This window comes from Kitasatospora sp. NBC_01266 (assembly GCF_036242395.1).
In the GTDB taxonomy this organism is placed as follows: domain Bacteria; phylum Actinomycetota; class Actinomycetes; order Streptomycetales; family Streptomycetaceae; genus Kitasatospora.
Genome location: NZ_CP108458.1, coordinates 3,870,293 through 3,889,328 on the forward strand (window position 1 = coordinate 3,870,293; position 19,036 = coordinate 3,889,328).

The 19,036-nt window shown below is 73.5% G+C and carries 15 protein-coding genes; 6 read left to right on the plus strand and 9 right to left on the minus strand.

Annotated elements, in window-relative coordinates:
* Positions 1-116 precede the first annotated feature (116 nt).
* On the minus strand, positions 117-1,010 hold the full coding sequence (locus OG403_RS16745) for an A/G-specific adenine glycosylase (RefSeq protein ID WP_329565151.1): 894 nt from the start codon (positions 1,008-1,010) through the stop codon (positions 117-119).
* 243 nt (positions 1,011-1,253) lie between these two features.
* On the opposite strand from OG403_RS16745, the gene OG403_RS16750 reads away from it, so the two are divergent.
* Positions 1,254-2,126, plus strand: coding sequence for a hypothetical protein (locus OG403_RS16750; protein ID WP_329565153.1), 873 nt, complete (start codon positions 1,254-1,256; stop codon positions 2,124-2,126).
* Between the two features lie 64 nt (positions 2,127-2,190).
* Here the strand turns inward: OG403_RS16750 and disA are convergent, their stop codons facing one another.
* Positions 2,191-3,297: a DNA integrity scanning diadenylate cyclase DisA gene (gene disA / locus OG403_RS16755; RefSeq protein WP_329565155.1), complete on the minus strand. Its 1,107-nt coding sequence runs from the start codon at positions 3,295-3,297 to the stop codon at positions 2,191-2,193.
* Between the two features lie 121 nt (positions 3,298-3,418).
* A complete protein-coding gene (gene radA / locus OG403_RS16760; protein WP_329565157.1) occupies positions 3,419-4,924 on the minus strand; it encodes a DNA repair protein RadA in 1,506 nt (501 codons plus the stop codon).
* Between the two features lie 126 nt (positions 4,925-5,050).
* On the opposite strand from radA, the gene OG403_RS16765 reads away from it, so the two are divergent.
* Both OG403_RS16765 and OG403_RS16770 read left to right on the plus strand, forming a co-directional pair.
* The gene (locus OG403_RS16765; RefSeq protein ID WP_329565159.1) at positions 5,051-6,922 is read left to right on the plus strand and encodes a BACON domain-containing protein; all 1,872 of its coding nucleotides are present in this window, start codon (positions 5,051-5,053) and stop codon (positions 6,920-6,922) included.
* A 229-nt stretch (positions 6,923-7,151) separates the two neighbouring features.
* Complete coding sequence (locus OG403_RS16770; RefSeq protein WP_329565161.1) at positions 7,152-8,180, plus strand: NAD-dependent epimerase/dehydratase family protein; 1,029 nt, start codon at positions 7,152-7,154, stop codon at positions 8,178-8,180.
* Between the two features lie 62 nt (positions 8,181-8,242).
* Here the strand turns inward: OG403_RS16770 and OG403_RS16775 are convergent, their stop codons facing one another.
* The 6 genes from OG403_RS16775 to OG403_RS16800 all read right to left on the minus strand — a co-directional run bounded on the left by OG403_RS16775 (position 8,243) and on the right by OG403_RS16800 (position 15,817).
* Positions 8,243-9,001: a bestrophin-like domain gene (locus OG403_RS16775; protein WP_329565163.1), complete on the minus strand. Its 759-nt coding sequence runs from the start codon at positions 8,999-9,001 to the stop codon at positions 8,243-8,245.
* A 46-nt stretch (positions 9,002-9,047) separates the two neighbouring features.
* Positions 9,048-10,094 carry a family 2 encapsulin nanocompartment cargo protein polyprenyl transferase gene (locus tag OG403_RS16780; RefSeq protein WP_329572338.1) on the minus strand — a complete coding sequence of 349 codons (1,047 nt, stop codon included), beginning with the start codon at positions 10,092-10,094 and terminating at the stop codon, positions 9,048-9,050.
* A 232-nt stretch (positions 10,095-10,326) separates the two neighbouring features.
* Positions 10,327-11,751 carry a family 2B encapsulin nanocompartment shell protein gene (locus OG403_RS16785; protein WP_329565165.1) on the minus strand — a complete coding sequence of 475 codons (1,425 nt, stop codon included), beginning with the start codon at positions 11,749-11,751 and terminating at the stop codon, positions 10,327-10,329.
* Positions 11,752-11,938: 187 nt separating this feature from the next.
* Positions 11,939-12,493, minus strand: coding sequence for a methylated-DNA--[protein]-cysteine S-methyltransferase (locus tag OG403_RS16790; protein ID WP_329565167.1), 555 nt, complete (start codon positions 12,491-12,493; stop codon positions 11,939-11,941).
* Positions 12,494-12,648: 155 nt separating this feature from the next.
* Complete coding sequence (locus OG403_RS16795; RefSeq protein WP_329565169.1) at positions 12,649-14,436, minus strand: glycoside hydrolase family 35 protein; 1,788 nt, start codon at positions 14,434-14,436, stop codon at positions 12,649-12,651.
* Between the two features lie 151 nt (positions 14,437-14,587).
* The gene (locus OG403_RS16800; RefSeq protein WP_329565172.1) at positions 14,588-15,817 is read right to left on the minus strand and encodes a M23 family metallopeptidase; all 1,230 of its coding nucleotides are present in this window, start codon (positions 15,815-15,817) and stop codon (positions 14,588-14,590) included.
* Positions 15,818-16,008: 191 nt separating this feature from the next.
* On the opposite strand from OG403_RS16800, the gene OG403_RS16805 reads away from it, so the two are divergent.
* The 3 genes from OG403_RS16805 to OG403_RS16815 all read left to right on the plus strand — a co-directional run bounded on the left by OG403_RS16805 (position 16,009) and on the right by OG403_RS16815 (position 18,931).
* Complete coding sequence (locus OG403_RS16805) at positions 16,009-16,872, plus strand: polysaccharide deacetylase family protein (protein ID WP_329565174.1); 864 nt, start codon at positions 16,009-16,011, stop codon at positions 16,870-16,872.
* A 79-nt stretch (positions 16,873-16,951) separates the two neighbouring features.
* Positions 16,952-17,872, plus strand: coding sequence for a polysaccharide lyase family 7 protein (locus OG403_RS16810; protein WP_329565176.1), 921 nt, complete (start codon positions 16,952-16,954; stop codon positions 17,870-17,872).
* Positions 17,873-18,142: 270 nt separating this feature from the next.
* Positions 18,143-18,931, plus strand: a complete 789-nt coding sequence (locus OG403_RS16815) for a G1 family glutamic endopeptidase (protein WP_329565178.1) — start codon at positions 18,143-18,145, stop codon at positions 18,929-18,931.
* The last annotated feature ends 105 nt before the right edge of the window (positions 18,932-19,036 follow it).

Consider the following 19,036-nt stretch of genomic DNA (forward strand, 5'->3'; position numbering starts at 1 on the left):
CACCCGCCGTCTGTCTTTCGCGGCGGCTCTCCCGCCAGGCTTTACCGGCGGCTCTCCCACCAGGCTCTCCCACCAGGCTTTCCCGCCAGGCTTCCCGGCGGCTTTCCCGCCGGCCGTCACACCGGCAGGCGGAAACGTCCCTCGCCCACCGGTTCGACCAGGCCGTCGATGATCAGGCCGTCCAGCGCCCGGGAACGCTGCACGGGGTCGGGCCAGACGGCGTCCAGGCGCTGCCGGGGGACCTCGCCGTGCGCCTCGCGGAGCACCGCGAGCAGCTTGCCGCGCACCTGGCGGTCGGTGCCCTCGTAGGTCTGGCCGCGCCGGGCCGGGCCCTGGTACGGCGGTCGGCCCGCCCGGTCCCAGGCGCAGTGCGGGCGCAGCGGGCAGGCGCCGCACTCGGGGCCGCGGGCGGTGCAGACCAGCGCGCCCAGCTCCATCACGCCCACCGCCCAGCTGGCGGCCACCTCGGGGTGGTCGGGGAGCAGCTCGGTGGCGGTGCGGCGCTCGGCCGCGGTGGTGGCCTGGGCGGGGTACTCCTCGCCGGTCACCGCGCGGGCGAGGACCCGGCGGACGTTGGTGTCCAGCACCGCGTGCCGCTGGCGGAAGGCGAAGGAGGCGACGGCCGCCGCCGTGTACTCGCCGACGCCGGGCAGCGCGAGCAGGTCGGCGTGCTCGGCCGGCACCTCGCCGCCGTGCCGCTCGACGATCGCGGTGGCAGCCGCGTGCAGCCGCAGGGCCCGGCGCGGGTAGCCGAGCCGGCCCCACATCCGCACCGCCTCACCAGGGGCGTCGGCGGCCAGCGCGGCCGGGGTGGGCCAGCGCTCCAACCAGGCGGCGTAGGCGGGCAGCACCCGCTTGACCGGCGTCTGCTGGAGCATGAACTCACTCACCATCACCGCCCACGGCGAGGCGTCGGGCGTGCGCCACGGCAGGTCGCGGGCATGCTCCCGGTACCAGTCGAGCACGATGCTGTGCAGCAGCGGGGCGGGGGTCACAGAGGTCGTTGCCATAGCGTCTCCGATCCTCGCACACGGCGCGGAGCACCGGGGCGGGGTCCGGAGCGGGGTCCGGAGCGGGGCCGGCCCGGTTCCGGGGTACCGCCGTTCGATCACCGCCGAGTGGCCCTGGGGACGCCACCGAGTGGCCGTCGAATCGTCGCTCGAACGGCGGAAATACCGGATCATCTGAAAGATCGGGGTTCGAGACCGGTGTTGGTGCGACGAGCGGTGCTCCGGCTCTCGTAGAGTTTGATCGTGCCTTCACTGCGTCAGCCCGTCGGACCGCTGCCCGCCTCGATCTACTGGCGGCGGCGGGTTGTTGTGCTCGCCGCCCTCGCGGTGGTGGTGGCCGTGGCGGCGTGGCTGACGCTGGGTCAGGGCGGTGGGGGCGGCGACAAGGAGAAGACCGCGCAGCCCGCGCCGGCCCGCAGCACGTCGCCCTCCCCCGGCTCGATCACGCCGGGCGCCACCCCGACCGGCCCCGCGATCAACTCCTACCCCGGCGGCACGAGCGGCGGCACCGGCAGCGGTTCCGGCGCTGCCGACGGCGGCAGCGGCAGCGGCGCGAGCGGGGCCACGAGCGGCGGCACCGGCGGCGGTTCGGCCGGCGGCGGCAGTGGCAGTGGCAGCAGCACGGGCGGCGGCACGGGCGGCAGCGGCACTGGCGGCGACAGCGGTGGCGCGCCGCCGATCAACACCGGCGGCGTGCTGGCCCTGCCCACCTGCACCGCCTCCCAGCTCACCCTCCAGCTGGCCGGCACCCAGGACGCCTACCAGGCCGCGGAGAAGCCGACCTTCGAGCTGAAGATCCACAACGTCTCGACCACCAACTGCCGGGTCGACCTGGGCCAGAGTGCCGCCGCGATCACGGTCAGCTCGGCCAGCGGCGAGCGGATCTGGTCCTCGGGCGACTGCCCGACCGACAAGCAGAGCCGCTGGGTGCAGGTCTCCCCGGCCAACGTGCTGACCGAGACCTTCGTCTGGGACCGCTCGCACAGCCAGCCGCAGTGCGCGACGCCGACCGACACCTCCCCGGCCCCGGTGGGCAAGTACTCGGTGCAGGCGGAGCTGACCGGCCCCAGCGGCGGACCGGTCAAGGCCCTGGTCTCCACCCGCCTGGACGGCTGACGGAACGTCAGAACCCGGGGCTGCCCCGAGGCCGAGGGGTCAGCCCCGCAAGGACCGGGTGGTCTTAGACGTACCGCTCCAGGATCGAGGACTCCGCCAGCCGCGACAGCCCCTCGCGCACCGAGCGGGCCCGGGTCTCGCCGACGCCCTCGACGGCCTGAAGGTCGTCGATGCTGGCCGCGAGCAGCTTCTGCAGCCCGCCGAAGTGCTCGACCAGCCGCTCGATGACGGTGTTCGGCAGCCGCGGGATCTTCGCCAGCAGCCGGTAGCCGCGCGGTGAGACGGCGGCGTCCAGCGACTCGGGCGAGCCGGAGTAGCCGATCGCCTTGGCCACGGTCTGCAGGTCGAGCAGTTCGGCGTGGGTCAGCGCCTCCAGGTCGGCCAGCACCTCGGGCACGGTGCGCCCGCGCTTGGCGGCCCGCTCCGGGAAGTAGTCCCGGGCGACCAGCTCGCGCTCCGGCTCGACGCCCGCGATCAGCTCGTCCAGCTGGAGCGAGAGCAGCCGGCCGTCGGTGCCGAGCTCCAGCACGTAACCGGCGATCTCGGCCGCGATCAGCCGGACCATCTCCAGCCGCTGCGCCACCGCGGTGACGTCCCGGACCGTGACCAGGTCCTCGATCTCCAGCGCGGAGAGGGTGCCGGCCACCTCGTCCAGGCGCAGCTTGTAGCGCTCCAGGGTGGCCAGCGCCTGGTTGGCCCGGGAGAGCACGGTGGTCGAGTCCTCCAGCACCCGGCGGGTGCCGTTGACGTACATCGCGATCAGCCGCATCGAGTGCGAGACGGCGACCACCGGGAAGCCGGTCTGCTTGTTGACCCGCTCGGCGGTGCGGTGGCGGGTGCCGGTCTCGTCGGTGGGGATCGAGGCGTCCGGCATCAGGTGCACCCCGGCCCGGACGATCTTGGTGATGTCCTTGTCGAGCACCACCGCACCGTCCAGCTTGCACAGCTCGCGCAGCCGGGTGGCGGTGAACTCGACGTCCAGCACGAAGCCGCCGGTGCAGAGCGACTCGACGGTCTTGTCCAGGCCGAGCACGATCAGTCCGCCGGTGTTGGCCCGCAGCACCCGCTCCAGGCCGTCGCGCAGCGGCGTGCCGGGCGCGATCGCCTGCAGCGAGGAGCGCAGCAGGGCCTCCTCGCGGGGGGACTTCTCCACCCGGTCGCTCGCTGCCACGTGACTCCTTAGGCCGGCCGGTTCCGCGCCACCCGGTGGCCCCGGTCCCTCGTTCGCTACTGCCCGTTCTGGTGCTGGACAGGGCAAAGTCTACGGTGCGGGCGCGCTGACGGAGCCTCGGTCAGGCCAGTTCGTCCGAATCGACCGGTTCCCAGCCCGCCATCACCTCGTCCGGCCAGGCGGCCGGCGGCGGGACCACCGGAGCGGTGCCGGCCTGCGCGCGCTGCTCCGTACGGGGTTTGGCGGCGGCCCGGCGGCGGCCGGGGATCGCCCGCAGCGCCTCTCCGATGTCCGCCACCTCGACCACCTTCATGCCGGGCGGCACCTTGCCCGGGTCCGGCGGAACCAGGGCGTGGGTGAAGCCGAGCCGGTGCGCCTCGGCCAGTCGGCGCTGCACGCCGGTCACCCGGCGGACCTCGCCGGCCAGGCCCACCTCGCCGATCGCCACCAGGTTGCTGGGCAGCGGGGTGTCGGTGGAGGAGCTGGCCACCGCCAGCGCCACCGCCAGGTCGGCGGAGGGCTCGGTGAGCTTCACGCCGCCGACGGTGGCGGTGTAGATGTCCTGCTTGCCGAGCTTGACGCCGCCGTGCCGCTCGACCACGGCCAGGATCATCGCGATCCGGGGCGACTCCAGACCCGAGGTGGTGCGGCGCGGGGAGGGGATCTGGGAGTCCACCATCAGCGCCTGCACCTCGGCGACCAGCGGGCGCTTGCCCTCCAGCGTCACCGTCAGACAGGTTCCGGGGACCGGCTTGTCACGGCGGGTCAGGAAGAGGCCGGAGGGGTCGGCGAGGCCGACGATGCCCTCGTCGTGCAGCTCGAAGCAGCCGACCTCGTCGGTGGCGCCGTAGCGGTTCTTGACGCCGCGGATGATCCGCAGCCGGGCGTGCCGGTCGCCCTCGAAGGAGAGCACCACGTCGACCAGGTGCTCCAGCAGGCGGGGGCCGGCGATCTGGCCGTCCTTGGTGACGTGGCCGACCAGCAGGGTGGCCATGCCGCGGTCCTTGGAGGCCCGGATCAGCGCCCCGGCCACCTCGCGCACCTGGGCCGGGCCGCCGGGCGCGCCGTCCAGCTCGGCGGAGGCGATGGTCTGCACCGAGTCGAGGATCAGCAGGCCGGGGTTGACCTGCTCGATGTGGCCGAGCACCGCGCCCAGGTCCTGCTCGGCGGCCAGGTAGAGGTGGTCGGAGAGGGCATCGATCCGGTCGGCGCGCAGCCGGACCTGACCGGCCGACTCCTCACCGGTGACGTAGAGGGTGCGGTGCTGGGAGGTGGCGGCCTTGGCGGCGACGTCCAGCAGCAGGGTGGACTTGCCGACCCCGGGCTCGCCGGCCAGCAGCACCACGGCGCCCGGCACCAGACCGCCGCCGAGCACCCGGTCCAGCTCCGGCACGCCGGTGGAGCGGGCGGTGGCGACCTGCCCGTCGACCTGGCCGATCGGACGGGCCGGCGCACTGACCGGGCCGGCCGCGGTGGTGCGGATCGGGACGGCGCCGTACTCCTCGACCGTGCCCCAGGCGTTGCACTCGGGGCAGCGGCCGACCCATTTGGGCAGCTGGTTGCCGCACTCCGTGCAGCGGTAGGCCGGGCGGGGCTTGGCGGTGGTCTTCGAGGTGCGGGCTGCCATGGGGGCCACCGTAGCGGGTCGGACCGACAACGGGTTGTCAGCCGCTGTGCGGTGCTGTTACCCGAAAGAAGGACAAACGGGCCGACTTTCCGGGCCGCCGGGCGACGGGTCCCTACCGTCGGGAGGATGAACCCCCGTCTGGACCCCGCCGCGGCCTTCGACCAGCTGCTGGACGGCCTGTACACCTACTGCCTCTCGGTGCTGTGCGACCGGCGGGCCGCCCTCGCGGCGCTGGACGAGACCCGGCAGCTGGCCCTCGCCAACGCGGACCGGCTGGCCGACCCCGGGCTGCACCGCGCCTGGCTGTACTCGCTGGCGCGCTACGTGTGCGTGCGGCGGCTGGGCGCGGGTGACCCGCCGCCGGCGGACGGTGACGGCCCCGGCGGGGACGGCGATGCCCCGGAACGGCTGGGCGAGCTGGCCTGGCCGGAGGCGGCCGGGACCACCGCCGAGCAGCGCGAGGCGCTGGAGCTGTCGCTGCGCCACCGGCTCACCCCGCTGGAGGTGGCGGCGGTGCTCGGGGTGGAGGCGCAGGCGGCGCGGCGGTTGCTGGCAGCGGGGACCGCCGAGGTGGAGCGGACCAGGTTGGCGCTGCTGGTACTGGGGGTCGGCAGCTGTCCCGAGCTGGGCCGGCTCGGCGGGGCCGGTGCGGACCACTGGCGCTCCTGGGTGCTCGGCCCGGCGCTGCGTCGCGAGCTGGTGGGGCACGTGGCAGGCTGCCCGACCTGCCGGGGCACCGCCGAGCGGGTCGGCGCGACGCTCGCGGAAGCGGGCGGCGGGCCGGCCGGGCTGCCGCTGCTGGCCGCGCCGGACGTCGACCAGGCCGACGTTCCGTGCCCGCCCCGGCCCCGCCGTCCGGCTCAGCCCGCCCCGACCGCCCGGCCTGCCCGGCCCACCCGGTTCGACCAGCGCGGCTTTCCCCGGCACCGGGCGCCCGGCCTGCTGGAGCGCCACCGCCCCGGCGGCGATCTGCACGAGCGGGCCGTCCTGGTGCGCCAGCGGGCGCTCACCACCGGGGTGCTCGCCGCCGTCCTCAGCGCGCCGCTGACCGCGCTCTGGGTGGCCCACCGGGACGGGTCGGCCGCGACCGGCACGGCGGCGGTCTCCTCGGTCCGGGTCGCGGACGGGACCCCTGACCCCGATGGCTGGGCGCAGCCCGGCGCGGCCCCCGCCGGGCCCACCCCCGCCCCGGCGCCGGTGGCGGGCGGCGGGGCGGCGCCGGTCAGCGCGCTCGCCGCCGCGGTGGTGCACCCGCCCGCCCCGGCCGCCCCGGCGGCGGGGGCGTGGGCGGGCGCCCCGGTGGGCGCAGAAACGTTGCTGCCGGCCGTGCAAGGCGTCGCCGTACCGGTCCCCGCCGCAGGCGCCGTGGCGCTGAGCGACCCCGGCCTGCGCGGCGTCCCGGTCCCCACCGCGCAGCTCACCGTCGAGGCCGGTGCCTACGGCAGCCGCACCGTGCTCACCCTGACCAACACCGGCGACCTGCCGATCGACTGGCGCGCCGTGCCCGACTGCGCCTGGCTACGCCTCAGCCGCGACGCGGGCACCCTGGCCCCCGGTCAGCGGATCACGGTGACCGTCACCGTGGACGAGCAGCTCGCGCCGAGCGGTCACTGGGCGGCCACGATCTCGCTGCCGCCGTCGCAGGCCGTGGTCAGTCTGACCGGCGACAGCGCCGGGACACCCTCGCCGACGCCCAGCCCCTCGGCCTCCTCCCCCGCCTCGACCCCCAGCGCCAGCGCGAACCCCAGCGGCGTGGCGAGCCCGAGCCCCTCGGTGACGCCCAGCGCGGGCAGCAGCGCGAGCACCGCGCCGAGCAGCAGCGACAGCCCGAGCGCGAACCCCACGTCGGGCCCGTCGGTCACGCCGAGTTCGTCCGTCCGTCCGAGCAGCCCGCCGAGCGCCGCGCCGACGCCCTCGCCGAATCCGTCGGGCAACGCGCCCAGCCCTGTCCCGAGTCCCGCTCCGACCTCCGCCACGTCCAACTCCTCACCCTCGTGACCCGCACGCTGAACCCCCGGAATCGCCCGGTGATTCCTAGGACTCCCCAGCACGGGTAGTTGTTGCACGGGCGGATGAGAAAGCAATGGGGATGTGGCCGAAGCGAGACACAACGCCGCCTCAGAATCGCCCTGACGGTCGATCAACCGGGCCTGTGCTCAGCCCTGGGCGGATCCGCCGTCCGCGAACGCATCGCTGTGAGCGGGTCCGGGTGGAGAGGATCGGCCGCATGAGAATCCTGATACTCGGCGGATCGGTCTTCCTCGGCCGCGCCTTCGTGACCGAGGCCCTGGCCAGGGGCCACCAGGTGACCACCTTCAACCGCGGCCGGTCCGGCCCCGACCTGCCGGGCACCGAGGCGGTCCGCGGTGACCGCGACAGCGACCAGGACCTGGCCGCGCTGGTCGCCCGGGCCCCGGGCGCCGAGCGGTCCTGGGATCTGGTGATCGACACCAGCGGCCAGCAGCCGCACACCGTGGCGCGCGCGGCCCGGGCGCTGCGCGGGCATGCCGGGCGCTACCTCTTCGTCTCCTCCGTGCACGCCTTCGCCGACTGGCCCGCCGCGCCGGTCGACGAGGACTCCCCGCTGCACGACTGCCCGGCCGACTCGCCGCCCGACCTGCCGTTCAGCACCGGACTCAAGGCGGGGTGCGAGCGGGCGGTGGCGGAGCAGTTCGGCGAGCGCTCGATCATGCTCAACTGCGGTCTGCTGAACGGGCCGTACGAGAACGTCGGCCGGCTGCCCTGGTGGCTGGAGCGGATCGCGCGCGGCGGCCGGGTGCTCGCCCCGGGCCGTCCCGACCTGCCGATCCAGCTGATCGACGCGCGCGACTTCGCCGTCTTCGGCCTCGACCTGGCCGAGCGGGGTGCGAGCGGCAGCTACCTGACCACCGCGCTGCCCGGGTCGAGCAGTTACGGCGAGATGCTGGCCGCCTGTGTGGCCGCGACCGGATCCGACGCCGAGCTGCACTGGGTGGACGACGACCGGCTGCGCGCGGCCGGGGTCGAGGAGTGGACCGAACTGCCGCTCTGGTATGCCGAGTTCGGCGAGGACGGGCGGCCGGCCGGGATCTGGCAGGCGGACAGCCGCAAGGCGCGGGCCGCCGGCCTGCGGTGCCGCCCGCTGAGCGAGACGGTGCGCGACACCTGGGCCTGGATCCAGCAGCGCGGCCCGCGCGAGGGGCCCTACACCCAGGGCGGCGTGCCGCTCGGCATCGACCCGGAGAAGGAGCGGCGGATCCTGGCCGGAGAGCTCTGAGCAACGCGGCGGTGCGGGAAGTCGGCCTGGCCGACTTCCCGCACCGCCAGCACCGCTGGGGCTCAGCGCGGCGGGGGCAGCCGCTGGAGGAAGACCTCGAAGGCGGTCGGCTTGACCGCGGTGACCCCGGTGAACGGGAAGTTCATCTCCTTGATCAGCAGCAGCGAGATCACCACCAGGCCGCCGAGCGAGAGCACCATCAGCGAGTGCGCCAGGGTGTTCGGCAGGCCGAAGAGGAAGGTGAAGCCGACGGTCAGCACCCCGCCCACGATCAGCGCCACCCAGAGCAGCGACGGCACCTCGTCGTCCACCTCGTTCAGCCGGGCCCGGCGCTGCGAGGCGAGGGCCTCGACATGGGTCACCGCGTGCTCGTAGAGCACCTGCTGCTGGGCGTTGGTGGGATTGATCGAGAAGACGCCGCTGCGCATCTGGTACACCAGGTCGGTGGCCTGCGGGCTGCTCTCGTGCTTGGCCATCAGCGGCCACTCGGTGTTCATCACCGTCCGCGCGTAGCTGAGGGTCTGCTGCTCCAGCTGCGGGCCGAGCGGCGCGGGCAGCTCACGGGAGATCCAGTAGATTCCGGCGACCGCGTCGGCCTCCTCGAAGGTGGTCTTGCGGGCCGAGTCGTCGTTGGTCCAGACCGTGACCACCACGAAGGCGAGCAGCACGGCGTAGATCACGCCGACCGCCGCGAAGATGAACCCCGCGACGTCGTTGTGCGCCTCGCGCACGTGGTGCGGGATCCAGCGTTGCACCAGTCTGAGGAGGACGGCCAGGACGGCCAGGACTATGAGGACAGTGCCGATGTCCATCAGGCTCATGACGGGTTCTTCCTCGGAAAGTGTCAGGCTCGGGAAGGTGTCAGGCTCAACGGTTGCGGCGGGTGACCAACTCGGCCAGGGCCAGCAGGTCGTCGGCCGCCGAGGGCTCCCGCACGGCGACGGAGAGGTGATCGATCGCGGCGGCCATGTGCTCGCAGGAGGCACCCTGGGCCCAGGCCCGGCCGCCGGCCCGCTCCACGGCCGCGGTGGCGCGGCGCACCTCGTCGGCGGTGAGCGGGCGGTCCAGCGCGTAGATCTCGGCCAACTCGTCACCGGCCGCCGTGCCCGAGCCGAGGGCCGCCACCACCGGGAGCGACTTCTTGCGGACCAGCAGGTCGGCGCCGACCGGCTTTCCGGTCACCGCCGGGTCGCCCCAGATCCCGATCAGGTCGTCGATCAGCTGGAAGGCCAGCCCGATCTCACGGCCGAAGGCGTCCATCGCGGCGGCCCCCTGCTCACCGGCACCGCCGTACAGCGCGCCGATCGCGCAGGCGGCGCCGAGCAGCGCGCCGGTCTTGGCCTCGGCCATCGTCAGGCACTCGGGCAGCGAGACGGTGCTGCGCTGCTCGAAGGCGCAGTCGGCCTGCTGGCCGTCGCAGAGCTCGACCACGCAGTGGGCGAGCCGGCGCAGCGCCTCGCCGGCCATCGGGTGGGTGTCCTCGGCCAGGGTGCGCAGGGCCAGCGAGTGCATGGCGTCGCCGGCCAGGATCGCCTCGGTCGAGCCGAACACCCGCCAGGCGGTGAGCCGGTGGCGGCGCGTCTGGTCACGGTCGATCACATCGTCGTGCAGCAGGGTGAAGTTGTGCACCAGCTCGACGGCCGCGGCGGCGCGGGTCACCGACCCGGCGACCTCGGCGGCCGGGGTGCCCCGGTCGGCGCAGGCCTGCGCGGCGGCCAGCACCAGCGCGGGCCGGATGGCCTTGCCGGCGTCCGCCCCGGCCGGGGTGCCGTCGGCCTCCCGCCAGCCGAAGTGGTAGGCGGCGACCCGGGCCATCGACTCGGGCATGCTCTCCACGGCGGTCCGCAGCGCCGGGTCGACGGCCGCCCGGGCCCGGGCCAGCAGCTCCGCCGCCTGGTCCTCGCCGAACGGCATGGCGGTGATGGCGGGTTCGGGACGCGCCGCCGGTATGGCGCCGGCCCGGCCGCCCTGATCGTTCTGCTTGCCCCGGTCGTTGTGGTTGTCCCGGCCCAGGCTGAGTGTTTCGGTCCCCATATCGCTGGTCCCCCCAGAAGTCGAGCGTGCGAAGGCGGCGGCTGCACCCGTGGGGCTGCCACCCGCCGGTCGCCCCGGGAAATGCTCCCGGGGCGACCGGGAAATACCCGGATCAGCTGCGCGGGCGGGCGATTTCCACGTTTTCCAGCACGCCGATCGCATCCGGCACCAGAATGGCCGCCGAGTAGTAGGCGCTCACCAGGTAGGAGATGATCGCCTTCTCGTTGATGCCCATGAAACGGACCGAGAGGCTGGGCTGGTACTCGTCGGGAATGCCGGTCTGGTGCAGACCGACCACGCCCTGGTTGTCCTCACCGATACGCATCGCCAGAATCGAGCTGGTGTGGCCGTCCACGATCGGGATCTTGTTGCAGGAGAGGATCGGCACCCCGCGCCAGGAGGGCACCTGCTGCCCCTGCAGCTCGACGGTGCCCGGGTAGAGGCCCCGGGTGCTGCACTCGCGGCCGAAGGCGGCGATGGCCTTCGGGTGAGCCAGGAAGACCCTGGTGCCCCGGCGGCGGCTGAGCAGCTCGTCCATGTCGTCCGGAGTGGGCGGGCCGGAGTGGGTCTGGATCCGCTGGTCGTACTCGGCGTTCTGGAGCAGACCGAAGTCACGGTTGTTGATCAGCTCGTACTCCTGGCGCTCGCGCAGCGCCTCGATGGTGAGCTTCAACTGCTGCTCGATCTGGTTCATCGGCTCGTTGTAGAGGTCCGCGACCCGGCTGTGCACCTGCAGCACGGTCTGCGCGACGCTCAGCTCGTACTCGCGCGGGGTGAGCTCGTAGTCCACGAAAGTGCCGGGCAGCTCGTGCTCGCCCTCGTGGCCCGCGGCCAGCTCGATCTCGGCCTCGCCGTGCCTGGTCTGCGGCTTCTCGGCGTCGGCGAGGAACTGCAGCAGCTGGGCGCGCAGCGCCTCCGAGCGGTCGGCGAGCTCCTGGAACGCGGGCCAGGCGAGGGCCATCACAGTGCCGGCGGTGGCGGCCCGGACGCTGTACGGCCAGGCGCCGTCGGCGGAGGTCAGCGCCTCGTCGCCGAGGTGGTCGCCGTCGGCCAGCACCCCGACCACAGCGTGGTCGCCGTACTTGCCGGAGCCGATCTTGTTGACCTTGCCGTGCGCGATCAGGAAGACCTCGTCGATCGGCTGCCCGGCCACGCACAGCTCCTCGCCGGCCCGGAAGTCACGCTGGACGAACCGGGCGCCCAGCTCCTCCAGCAGGGCGTCGTCCTCGAAGCCGCGCAGGGCCGGCAGCTCCCGGAGCGTGGGGGCCAGCACCCGCACCGCGGCCCCGGTCTTGACGAAGCTCACCCGACCGCGCCCGATGGCGTAGCTGAGCCGGCGGTTGACCCGGTAGGTGCCACCCGACACCTGGACCCAGGGCAGCACCCTGAGCAGCCAGCGCGAGCTGATGCCCTGCATCTGCGGCGTGGACTTGGTGGTGGTGGCCAGATTCCGAGCCGCGGCGGTCGCGAGACTCTGCTGCTGATTCTCCGGCGAGCTACCAGGTGCCGGAATACCGACATTGGTCTCAGTGGTCATGACGGGGCCCTCCCCCAGAAAATGATGCGGACTGCTGCATTCCAGACTGGGGCCACGGCGATCACCGCGCAATCACTCGGACGGGTGATTGATTGATCGGATTAATTAGTACGATTAGCTACTCTGAGCGAATTCTGTTCGGGGAATTCCGGACAGAATCGTTCCTTCCGGCCACGGAATTCCGCCGTCAGCTCGGCCCGTCCCAGTCCAGCGTCGGCGCCAGCCAGCCCTCCAGGGTCAGCAGCCAGCGCTTGACGTCCAGCCCGACCCGTCCGTTCCCGAACCCGCCCAGGCCGTCCGCGGCGACCACCCGGTGGCAGGGCACCAGCACCGCGAGCGGGTTGGCGCCCATCATCTGCCCCACCGTCCGGGCCGCCAGCCCCGGGCTCTGCGCGACGCTCTCGAACACCCCGCTGCGCTCGGCCAGTCGGCCGTACGTGATCGTCTCGCCGTACGGCACCGTCCGGTGGAGCGTCTCCAGCACCACCTGGTGCGGCCCGCCGGTCAGCCGCCAGTCCAGCGGCAGCGCCAACTCGCGGTACCGCCCGGCGAAGTACCCGGCGAACCGCTCGGTCACCGCCGCCACCCGACCCGGCTCGGCGCACCACCGCGGGTCGGCGGGCACGCTCTGCGGGGTGAAGTGCACCGCCGCCACCCCGGTCCCGGTGACCCCGATGGTCAGCGGGCCGGTCGGCAGCGGGCTCGGCACCGTGATCCACTCGATCGCCGCGGCGGCGCTCATGACCGCTCCCGCTCCGGCTGGATCCGCGCCCGGCGCGATCGGAGGAACTCCCCCAGTCTGTTCTCCATACACCCCAGCCTAGGCGGGCGAGCGGACCGGCGCGGCCTGCGGCCTGGGTGAGGCCACCGCCCGCCTGAACTGATCCTCAGGCCGGATCAGTTGGCGCCCAGCCGGTCCAGCACCGGCTGGTCCACCAGCTCCAGCCCCGCCCCGCGCGGCCCGTGCAGCTCCAGCAGCACCAGTTCGTTGCTGCCGGGGCGCAGCAGCGGGCCGGGGAGGTAGAGGGTCTGCTGCGGGCCGATGTCCCAGTAGCGGCCGAGCAGGAAGCCGTTGACCCAGCAGAGCCCCTTGCCGTGGCCCTCGGTCAGCACGAACGTGTCCGCCGGACGGTCCACCTCCAGCACGGCACGGCGCAGCACCGGACGGTCCGTCAGCTCTCCGGCCTCCGAGGCCCCCGTGCTCCCGCCCGCAGCCGCGCCCACCCGGCCCGGATCAGCGAGCGGCAGCCCGAACATCTGCCACCCCAGCAGCAGTTGCTCCCCGTGCCGGACCCCGCCCGCGATGCCCTTGCGATCGGCAAGCCGCGGGCCGTAGTTGACCCGTCCGAGGTTCTCCACCAGCAGTTCGAGCCGGGCCCCGCCGGCCGGCACCGCCAACTCGACCGCACCGGTGGTGTGCCCGGTCCGGTCCAGCACGCCCACCGGCCGGCCGTCCAGGAAGACCTGCGCGCGGTCACCGAGCCCGTCCACCGCCAACTCCGCCGCCTCGCGCGGCCCGCTGACCCAGGTGCGGTAGAGCACGAAGCCGTAGGACTGGTCCAGCTCCTCCATCGAGAGCGGGGCGGCGGCCCGGACCGGGATGCCGAGTTGCTCGGCCAGCTCCAGCAGCGGTACCGGCGGCCCGAGTTCGAGGGTCCGCGGCTCCAGGAACGCCACCTGGTCCTCCGGCGGCGGCGGCAACTCGGTGTAGCGGCCGAGGACATCGCGGAACGCCCAGTACTTCTCGGTCGGCCGGCCCGCCTCGTCGATCGCGGCGTCGTAGTCGTAGCTGGTGACGGTGGGCTTGAGCCGGCCGTCCTCCAGGTTGGCGCCGTTCAGATAGCCGAAGTTGGTACCCCCGTGCGCCATGTAGAGGTTGACCGAGGCACCGGCGGCCAGCAGTTCGTCCAGCACCTTCGCCGCGTCGTCCGCGTCCCTGGTGTGGTGCGGCGCACCCCAGTTGTCGAACCACCCGTTCCAGTACTCCATGCAGACCGCGGGCCCGTCCGGCAGGTACTCGCGCAGCACCGCGAAGCTCTCCGCCACCCGGTCCCCGAAGTTGACCGTGGGCAGCGCGTCCGCCAGCGTGCCGCCCTGCAGCATCGGGTGGCTCGGACCGTCGGAGGTGAAGAGCAGGCAGGCCGCGCCGCGCCGGCGCAGCCCGTCGGCGAGATGGCGCAGGTAGGCCGCGTCGTTGCCGTAACTGCCGTACTCGTTCTCCACCTGCAGCGCCAGCACCGGGCCGCCCCGCTCGGCGAGCAGCGGCAGCAGGCGGGGCAGCACCGCGTCGAACCACCCGTCGACGGCGGCCAGGAACGCGGGATCGGCGCACCGCAGCCGCATCGACCGGTCCTTGAGCAGCCAGGCGGGCAGACCGCCGAACTCCCACTCCGCACAGATGTACGGGCCGGGCCGGAGCAGCACCTTCAGCCCGTGCCGCTCGGCGATCCGCACGAAGCGCTCCACGTCCAGGAACCCGCTGAAGTCGTACTGCCCCGGGCGCGGTTCGTGCAGGTTCCACGGCAGGTAGGTCTCCACCGTGTTCAGCCCCATCGCGCGCAGCAGTTGGAGCCGGGACTCCCACTGCTCGGGGTGCACCCGGAAGTAGTGCAGCGCGCCGGAGAGGATCCGGAACGGACGGCCGTCGAGCGTGAAACCGTCCCGGTCGTAGCTGAGGCTGGACATCGGCGGCGAACTCCTCGGGGTGCGGGGGCGGCTGACCATGGCCATGCTCGCGGACAGGGCGGGTGGAGCGGGTCAACGCCCGTCCAGCAGACCACGAATACCCGGCGGACGGAGCGCGACGCGCAGCGGCCCGCTTCGCCTGCCCCGGTGCTCAGCGGTCCAGTCGCCGCCCGCGCAGCAGGGTCCGCCCCGGGCGGGCGGCCAGCCGCAGCGGCACCGGGATGGCATCGTCGGCGGCGCCGGCCTCGGCGTGCAGATGCAGGTGCGGCTCGGTGGTGTTGCCCGAGTTGCCGACCTCGGCGAGCGGCTGGCCGACCGCCACCCGATCGCCCCGCGCGACCAGCAGGCTGCCGGCCCGCAGGTGGGCGAGGACCAGCACCACGTCCTCGTCGGCGGCCGTCCGCAGGATCAGGTGGTTGCCGTACACCGGCTGCGGCTGGAGCGGACCCTGCTCCCGCTGGTTGGCCAGCACCGGCTGGTCGGCGTAGCCGTCGACCGCGGTGACCACCGTCGCCGCGCACGGCGCCGCCACCACCGCGCCGTACGCGCGGTACGCGGCCACCCGGCGCGGTGCCAGGCCACCGGCCCGGGCGCCGGCCGGGCCCAGGCAGAGCAGGTCGAGAGCGTACCGCTGGGTCGGATGACGGGCGTGGTGGTTGACCAGCTTTCCGCCGCCCTGGCCCACCAGCACCCGGCTCCCCGGCAGCGGGTTGGCGATCAGCAGCGGGCTCCGCTCGGCCTTGGCCTCCCGGCAGCCGGACCAGAGCTGCCAGGCCCACAGCAAGGACACCACCGGGCCGGTCGCGTCGAACCAGACCAGGTGGCCGGCGGGCAGGCCCGGCAGCCGTACCAGCCCGACGGCCAGCAGGGCGAGTACGCCCGCGCCGACCACCACCCGGGCGTACTGGCTGACCCAGGACCACGGCATGGTCACCCACCAGAACGTCAGCGCCGCCAGGCTGAACGGCAGTTCGGGCAGCAGCTCGGCCCGGCTGTCGGCGAACGCGGCGCCGGCGGCGAGCAGCAGGGGGAACGGGCCCAGCAGCAGCGCCAGCAGCAGCCCCAGAGCCGCCCACACCCGCTGCCCCACCGAGCGCGGCCGGGCGTCCAGCTGCGGCTCCAGCCAGAGCCGGGTGATCCGCCCCTGCTCGTCCACCGCTATCTCGGCCCGCAGCACCCCGCGCGGGCAGTCCATCCGGAACGTCCCGTCGGGCCCGTCGGGGTGGACCGGCCCGGGCCCGCCGAAGTCCTTGCGGATCCGGTCACGAATGGCTGTGAGTTTCGCGGCCCCGACCGCCTCGACGAAGCCCGGGGCGAAGAGCGCGTGATCAAGACGCGGCCCAGTCAGATAATCTCGCAGGCGCTCCTGCTCAACATCCACCCGATTCATCCGCGTGATCCCCCTAGTCGACGCCAACGGCCCACCCGACCGCCGCCACAGTCTCATCCAGGGCCGAGCTCCGAGCAAACCTTGCCGATCGAGCCCAACACCCAGCGGACGCCCAGGAACTGTTCGAGTTCACCCAGCGTCGACTCAGATGTATCCGTCCCCGCCAGCACTGAGGTCCCGCCATGCCGATAGCCCGGTCGCCCCAGCCGTCCGACGCCGACCAGCCATCCCGCCGCCGCCTGCTCGCCTGGACCACGCTGGGCGCGGCCTCAGTCGCCTCCGCGGCGCTGGCCGGCTGCTCCGACTCGACGCCGGCCCACGGCTCCGCCCCGCTGCCGGGCGGCTCCGGCGAGCCGTCCGACTCCTTCTCCCCGGGCGACCCGGGCAACCCGCAGGCCGCCTCCGGCCTGCCGAGCCCCGTGGCGGCCTCCCCGGTGGCGGTGCGCGGCAAGGCCGTCTTCACGGTGCACGACCTGCTGCCGAACGCCCCCGCCGACGCGGTCGCGCTGACCATCGACGACGGCCCCAGCCCGGTCTACACCCCGCAGATGCTGGCGCTGCTGCGCAAGTACGACATCCGGGCCACCTTCTCGGTGGTCGGCAGCCAGGCGCACCTGTACAAGGACCTGATCAAGGCGATCGCCGCCGACGGGCACACCGTGGCCAACCACACGATGACCCACCCGCAGCCCTTCTCGCACCACACCGCCGCCCAGATCGAGCAGCAGATCGTCGACGCCCAGTCGGTCATCGTGGACGCCGGCGCCCCGGCCCCCACGCTGTTCCGCTCCCCCGGCGGCGACTGGTCCCCGACCATCTTCGCGACCGTCGCCAAGTACGGCATGGTCCCGATCGACTGGGACATCGACCCGCGCGACTGGTCGCGCCCCGGCGTCCCGCACATCACCTCGAAGCTGCTGGCCGCCCACCCCGGCGACATCCTGCTCTGCCACGACGGCGGCGGCGACCGCTCGCAGACCCTGGACGCGCTGAAGACCGTCCTGCCCGCGCTCAAGGCCAAGGGGCTGAGCTTCGTCACGCTCTGACGCCGCTCGCCGGCGGGCGCGGTGCCCCGGCGGCCCGTCCCCACCCTTCGCAGCACCCGATCGACTCCGGAAGGCCCCCATGGCAGACACCCACAGCACCGCGGCCCGCACGCTGGCCGCAGTGGTCTGCGGCCTCCTGCTGAGCAGTTGCGGCGCCTCCGGTGGCGGCCATCACCGGGCGGCTGCCGGCGCCGCTTCCGTCCCCGCCCCCGCCACCCCCGGACCCGCCGCGCCGGGCGCCTGCACGACCACCGCAACCGCCCCGGCCGCCCCGCCCGCCGCCGGCAGCCCGGCGGTCACTCCGGTGGACCTGAGCGCCTGGGCGCTGGTGCTGCCCACCGCGAAGCCCGGCGACCCTTCGGTGGCCGAGCAGTTGACCCCGGCCCGGCTCACCGACCCGTACCTCACCCAGGGTCCGGGCGGCAGCCTGGCCTTCTGGGCACCCGCGGGCGGCGCCACCACCGCGCACTCGCTGCACTCCCGCACCGAGCTGTCCGCAGCACGGAAGTTCACCCCCGGCACCGCCTGCCACCAGCTGAGCGAGACCCTGTCCGTCGGCCAACTTCCGGACGCCTCCCACGAGATCACCATCGGCCAGGTGCACGGCGCCGACGCCGACGAAGCCGCACCCTTCGTCATGCTGGCCGTCCAGGACGACAGCGTCGGGGTGACCATGGAGACCGTGCCCAAGCGCGAGGGCTCGGTCGGCCCGGCCCCGGCGGGCGAGAAGATCCTGAAGTACCACCTGCTCAGCGGGGTGCGCCTGGGAACGGCCTTCGGCTACACCATCACCGACAACGGCAACGGCACCCTGACCTTCGCGGGCGACTGCGCCGGCGCCCCCGGCTGCCAGGCCGCCGCACCGGTCACCGCCCCCGTCCCCACCGCCTGGACCGGGCACACCGTGCACTTCATGGCCGGCGACTACGAGCAGGACGACGCGGCCACCTCGCACACCGGCGGCGGCCGACTCACCTGCTACGCGCTGAGCGCCGACTGACCCCTCCACCTGACGGGCCCGACCACCGCTTCGGCCTGCACCGTTCTGTCGCGCACAGCTCAACCATCCTTGGGCTGTGGGATACATCACAAGCAAACCTTTGACCATGCACGCGCCGAACCTCTTGTCGCCGGGCCGCGCCGAACCTACCTTTCCCGATCAGGTAGCTACCGCTCGGCCATGACTGACCATCACCTCCCGTCCACAAGAACGGTGGTGACGCGCAGTCATGTTGACTCCCCCCACGGACTGGCACCAGAGGAGACCCCCATGTCCCCGTCCCGCCGCTCCATCTCCGCTGCCGCGATCGCAGCCGCGCTCACCATCGCCCCGCTGGCCGCCGCCGCCCCGGTGCTGGCCGCAACACCGCTGGTTCAGGCCCCGATGCACCACGTCTCGGGCCGGGCCGGCACCGCCACGCCGTTCTTCCTCAGCCACGGCGGCCCGAGCAACACCACGACCACCAGCGACAACTGGTCCGGCTACGCGGCCACCGGCTCCACCTACACCAACGTGTCGACGACCTTCGTCCAGCCCGCCGTCGACTGCTCCCAGGGCGACGGCTACTCCAGCTTCTGGGTGGGCCTGGACGGCTACAGCTCCAGCTCGGTGGAGCAGACCGGCACCGAGGCCGACTGCTCCGGCGGCCAGGCCCAGTACTCCGCCTGGTACGAGATGTACCCGGCCGACCCGGTGACCTACAACAACAACGTCGAGCCCGGTGACACCATCACCGAGACGGTCAGCTACGCGTCCAACAAGTACACCCTCACCCTCAAGGACAGCACCGAGGGCTGGACCAAGACCACCACCAAGAGCGAGAGCGGCCTGGCCCGCTCCTCCGCCGAGGTGATCGCCGAGGCCCCGTGGGACGGCGGCGTCCTGCCGCTGGACGACTTCGGCACCGTCAACTTCAAGAACTCGACGGTCAACGGCTCCTCGCTGAGCAACAGCAACCCGGTCGGCATCAACATGACCTCCGACTCGGACGGCTCCGCGGAGGCCACCATCTCCAGCCTCTCCGGCGGCAACTTCTCCATCACCTGGAACAGCCTGTAGTAACACCCCCCGGCGGCCCGGCACCCTCCCGCAGACGCCGGACCGCCACCCCACACCGGGCAGCACAGCGCCGTGCCCCCGGGCTGTCCCCCAGGACGGCGCAGG

What these genes read in the sequence shown, in the direction of transcription:
- OG403_RS16745 (WP_329565151.1), bottom strand. Translation starts at nt 1,010, where the DNA reads ATGGCAACGACCTCTGTGACCCCCGCCCCGCTGCTGCACAGCATCGTG.
- radA (WP_329565157.1), bottom strand. Translation starts at nt 4,924, where the DNA reads ATGGCAGCCCGCACCTCGAAGACCACCGCCAAGCCCCGCCCGGCCTAC.
- OG403_RS16765 (WP_329565159.1), top strand. Translation starts at nt 5,051, where the DNA reads ATGAACCCCCGTCTGGACCCCGCCGCGGCCTTCGACCAGCTGCTGGAC.
- OG403_RS16770 (WP_329565161.1), top strand. Translation starts at nt 7,152, where the DNA reads ATGAGAATCCTGATACTCGGCGGATCGGTCTTCCTCGGCCGCGCCTTC.
- OG403_RS16775 (WP_329565163.1), bottom strand. Translation starts at nt 9,001, where the DNA reads ATGAGCCTGATGGACATCGGCACTGTCCTCATAGTCCTGGCCGTCCTG.
- OG403_RS16780 (WP_329572338.1), bottom strand. Translation starts at nt 10,094, where the DNA reads ATGCCGTTCGGCGAGGACCAGGCGGCGGAGCTGCTGGCCCGGGCCCGG.
- OG403_RS16785 (WP_329565165.1), bottom strand. Translation starts at nt 11,751, where the DNA reads ATGACCACTGAGACCAATGTCGGTATTCCGGCACCTGGTAGCTCGCCG.
- OG403_RS16790 (WP_329565167.1), bottom strand. Translation starts at nt 12,493, where the DNA reads ATGAGCGCCGCCGCGGCGATCGAGTGGATCACGGTGCCGAGCCCGCTG.
- OG403_RS16795 (WP_329565169.1), bottom strand. Translation starts at nt 14,436, where the DNA reads ATGTCCAGCCTCAGCTACGACCGGGACGGTTTCACGCTCGACGGCCGT.
- OG403_RS16805 (WP_329565174.1), top strand. Translation starts at nt 16,009, where the DNA reads ATGCCGATAGCCCGGTCGCCCCAGCCGTCCGACGCCGACCAGCCATCC.
- OG403_RS16810 (WP_329565176.1), top strand. Translation starts at nt 16,952, where the DNA reads ATGGCAGACACCCACAGCACCGCGGCCCGCACGCTGGCCGCAGTGGTC.
- OG403_RS16815 (WP_329565178.1), top strand. Translation starts at nt 18,143, where the DNA reads ATGTCCCCGTCCCGCCGCTCCATCTCCGCTGCCGCGATCGCAGCCGCG.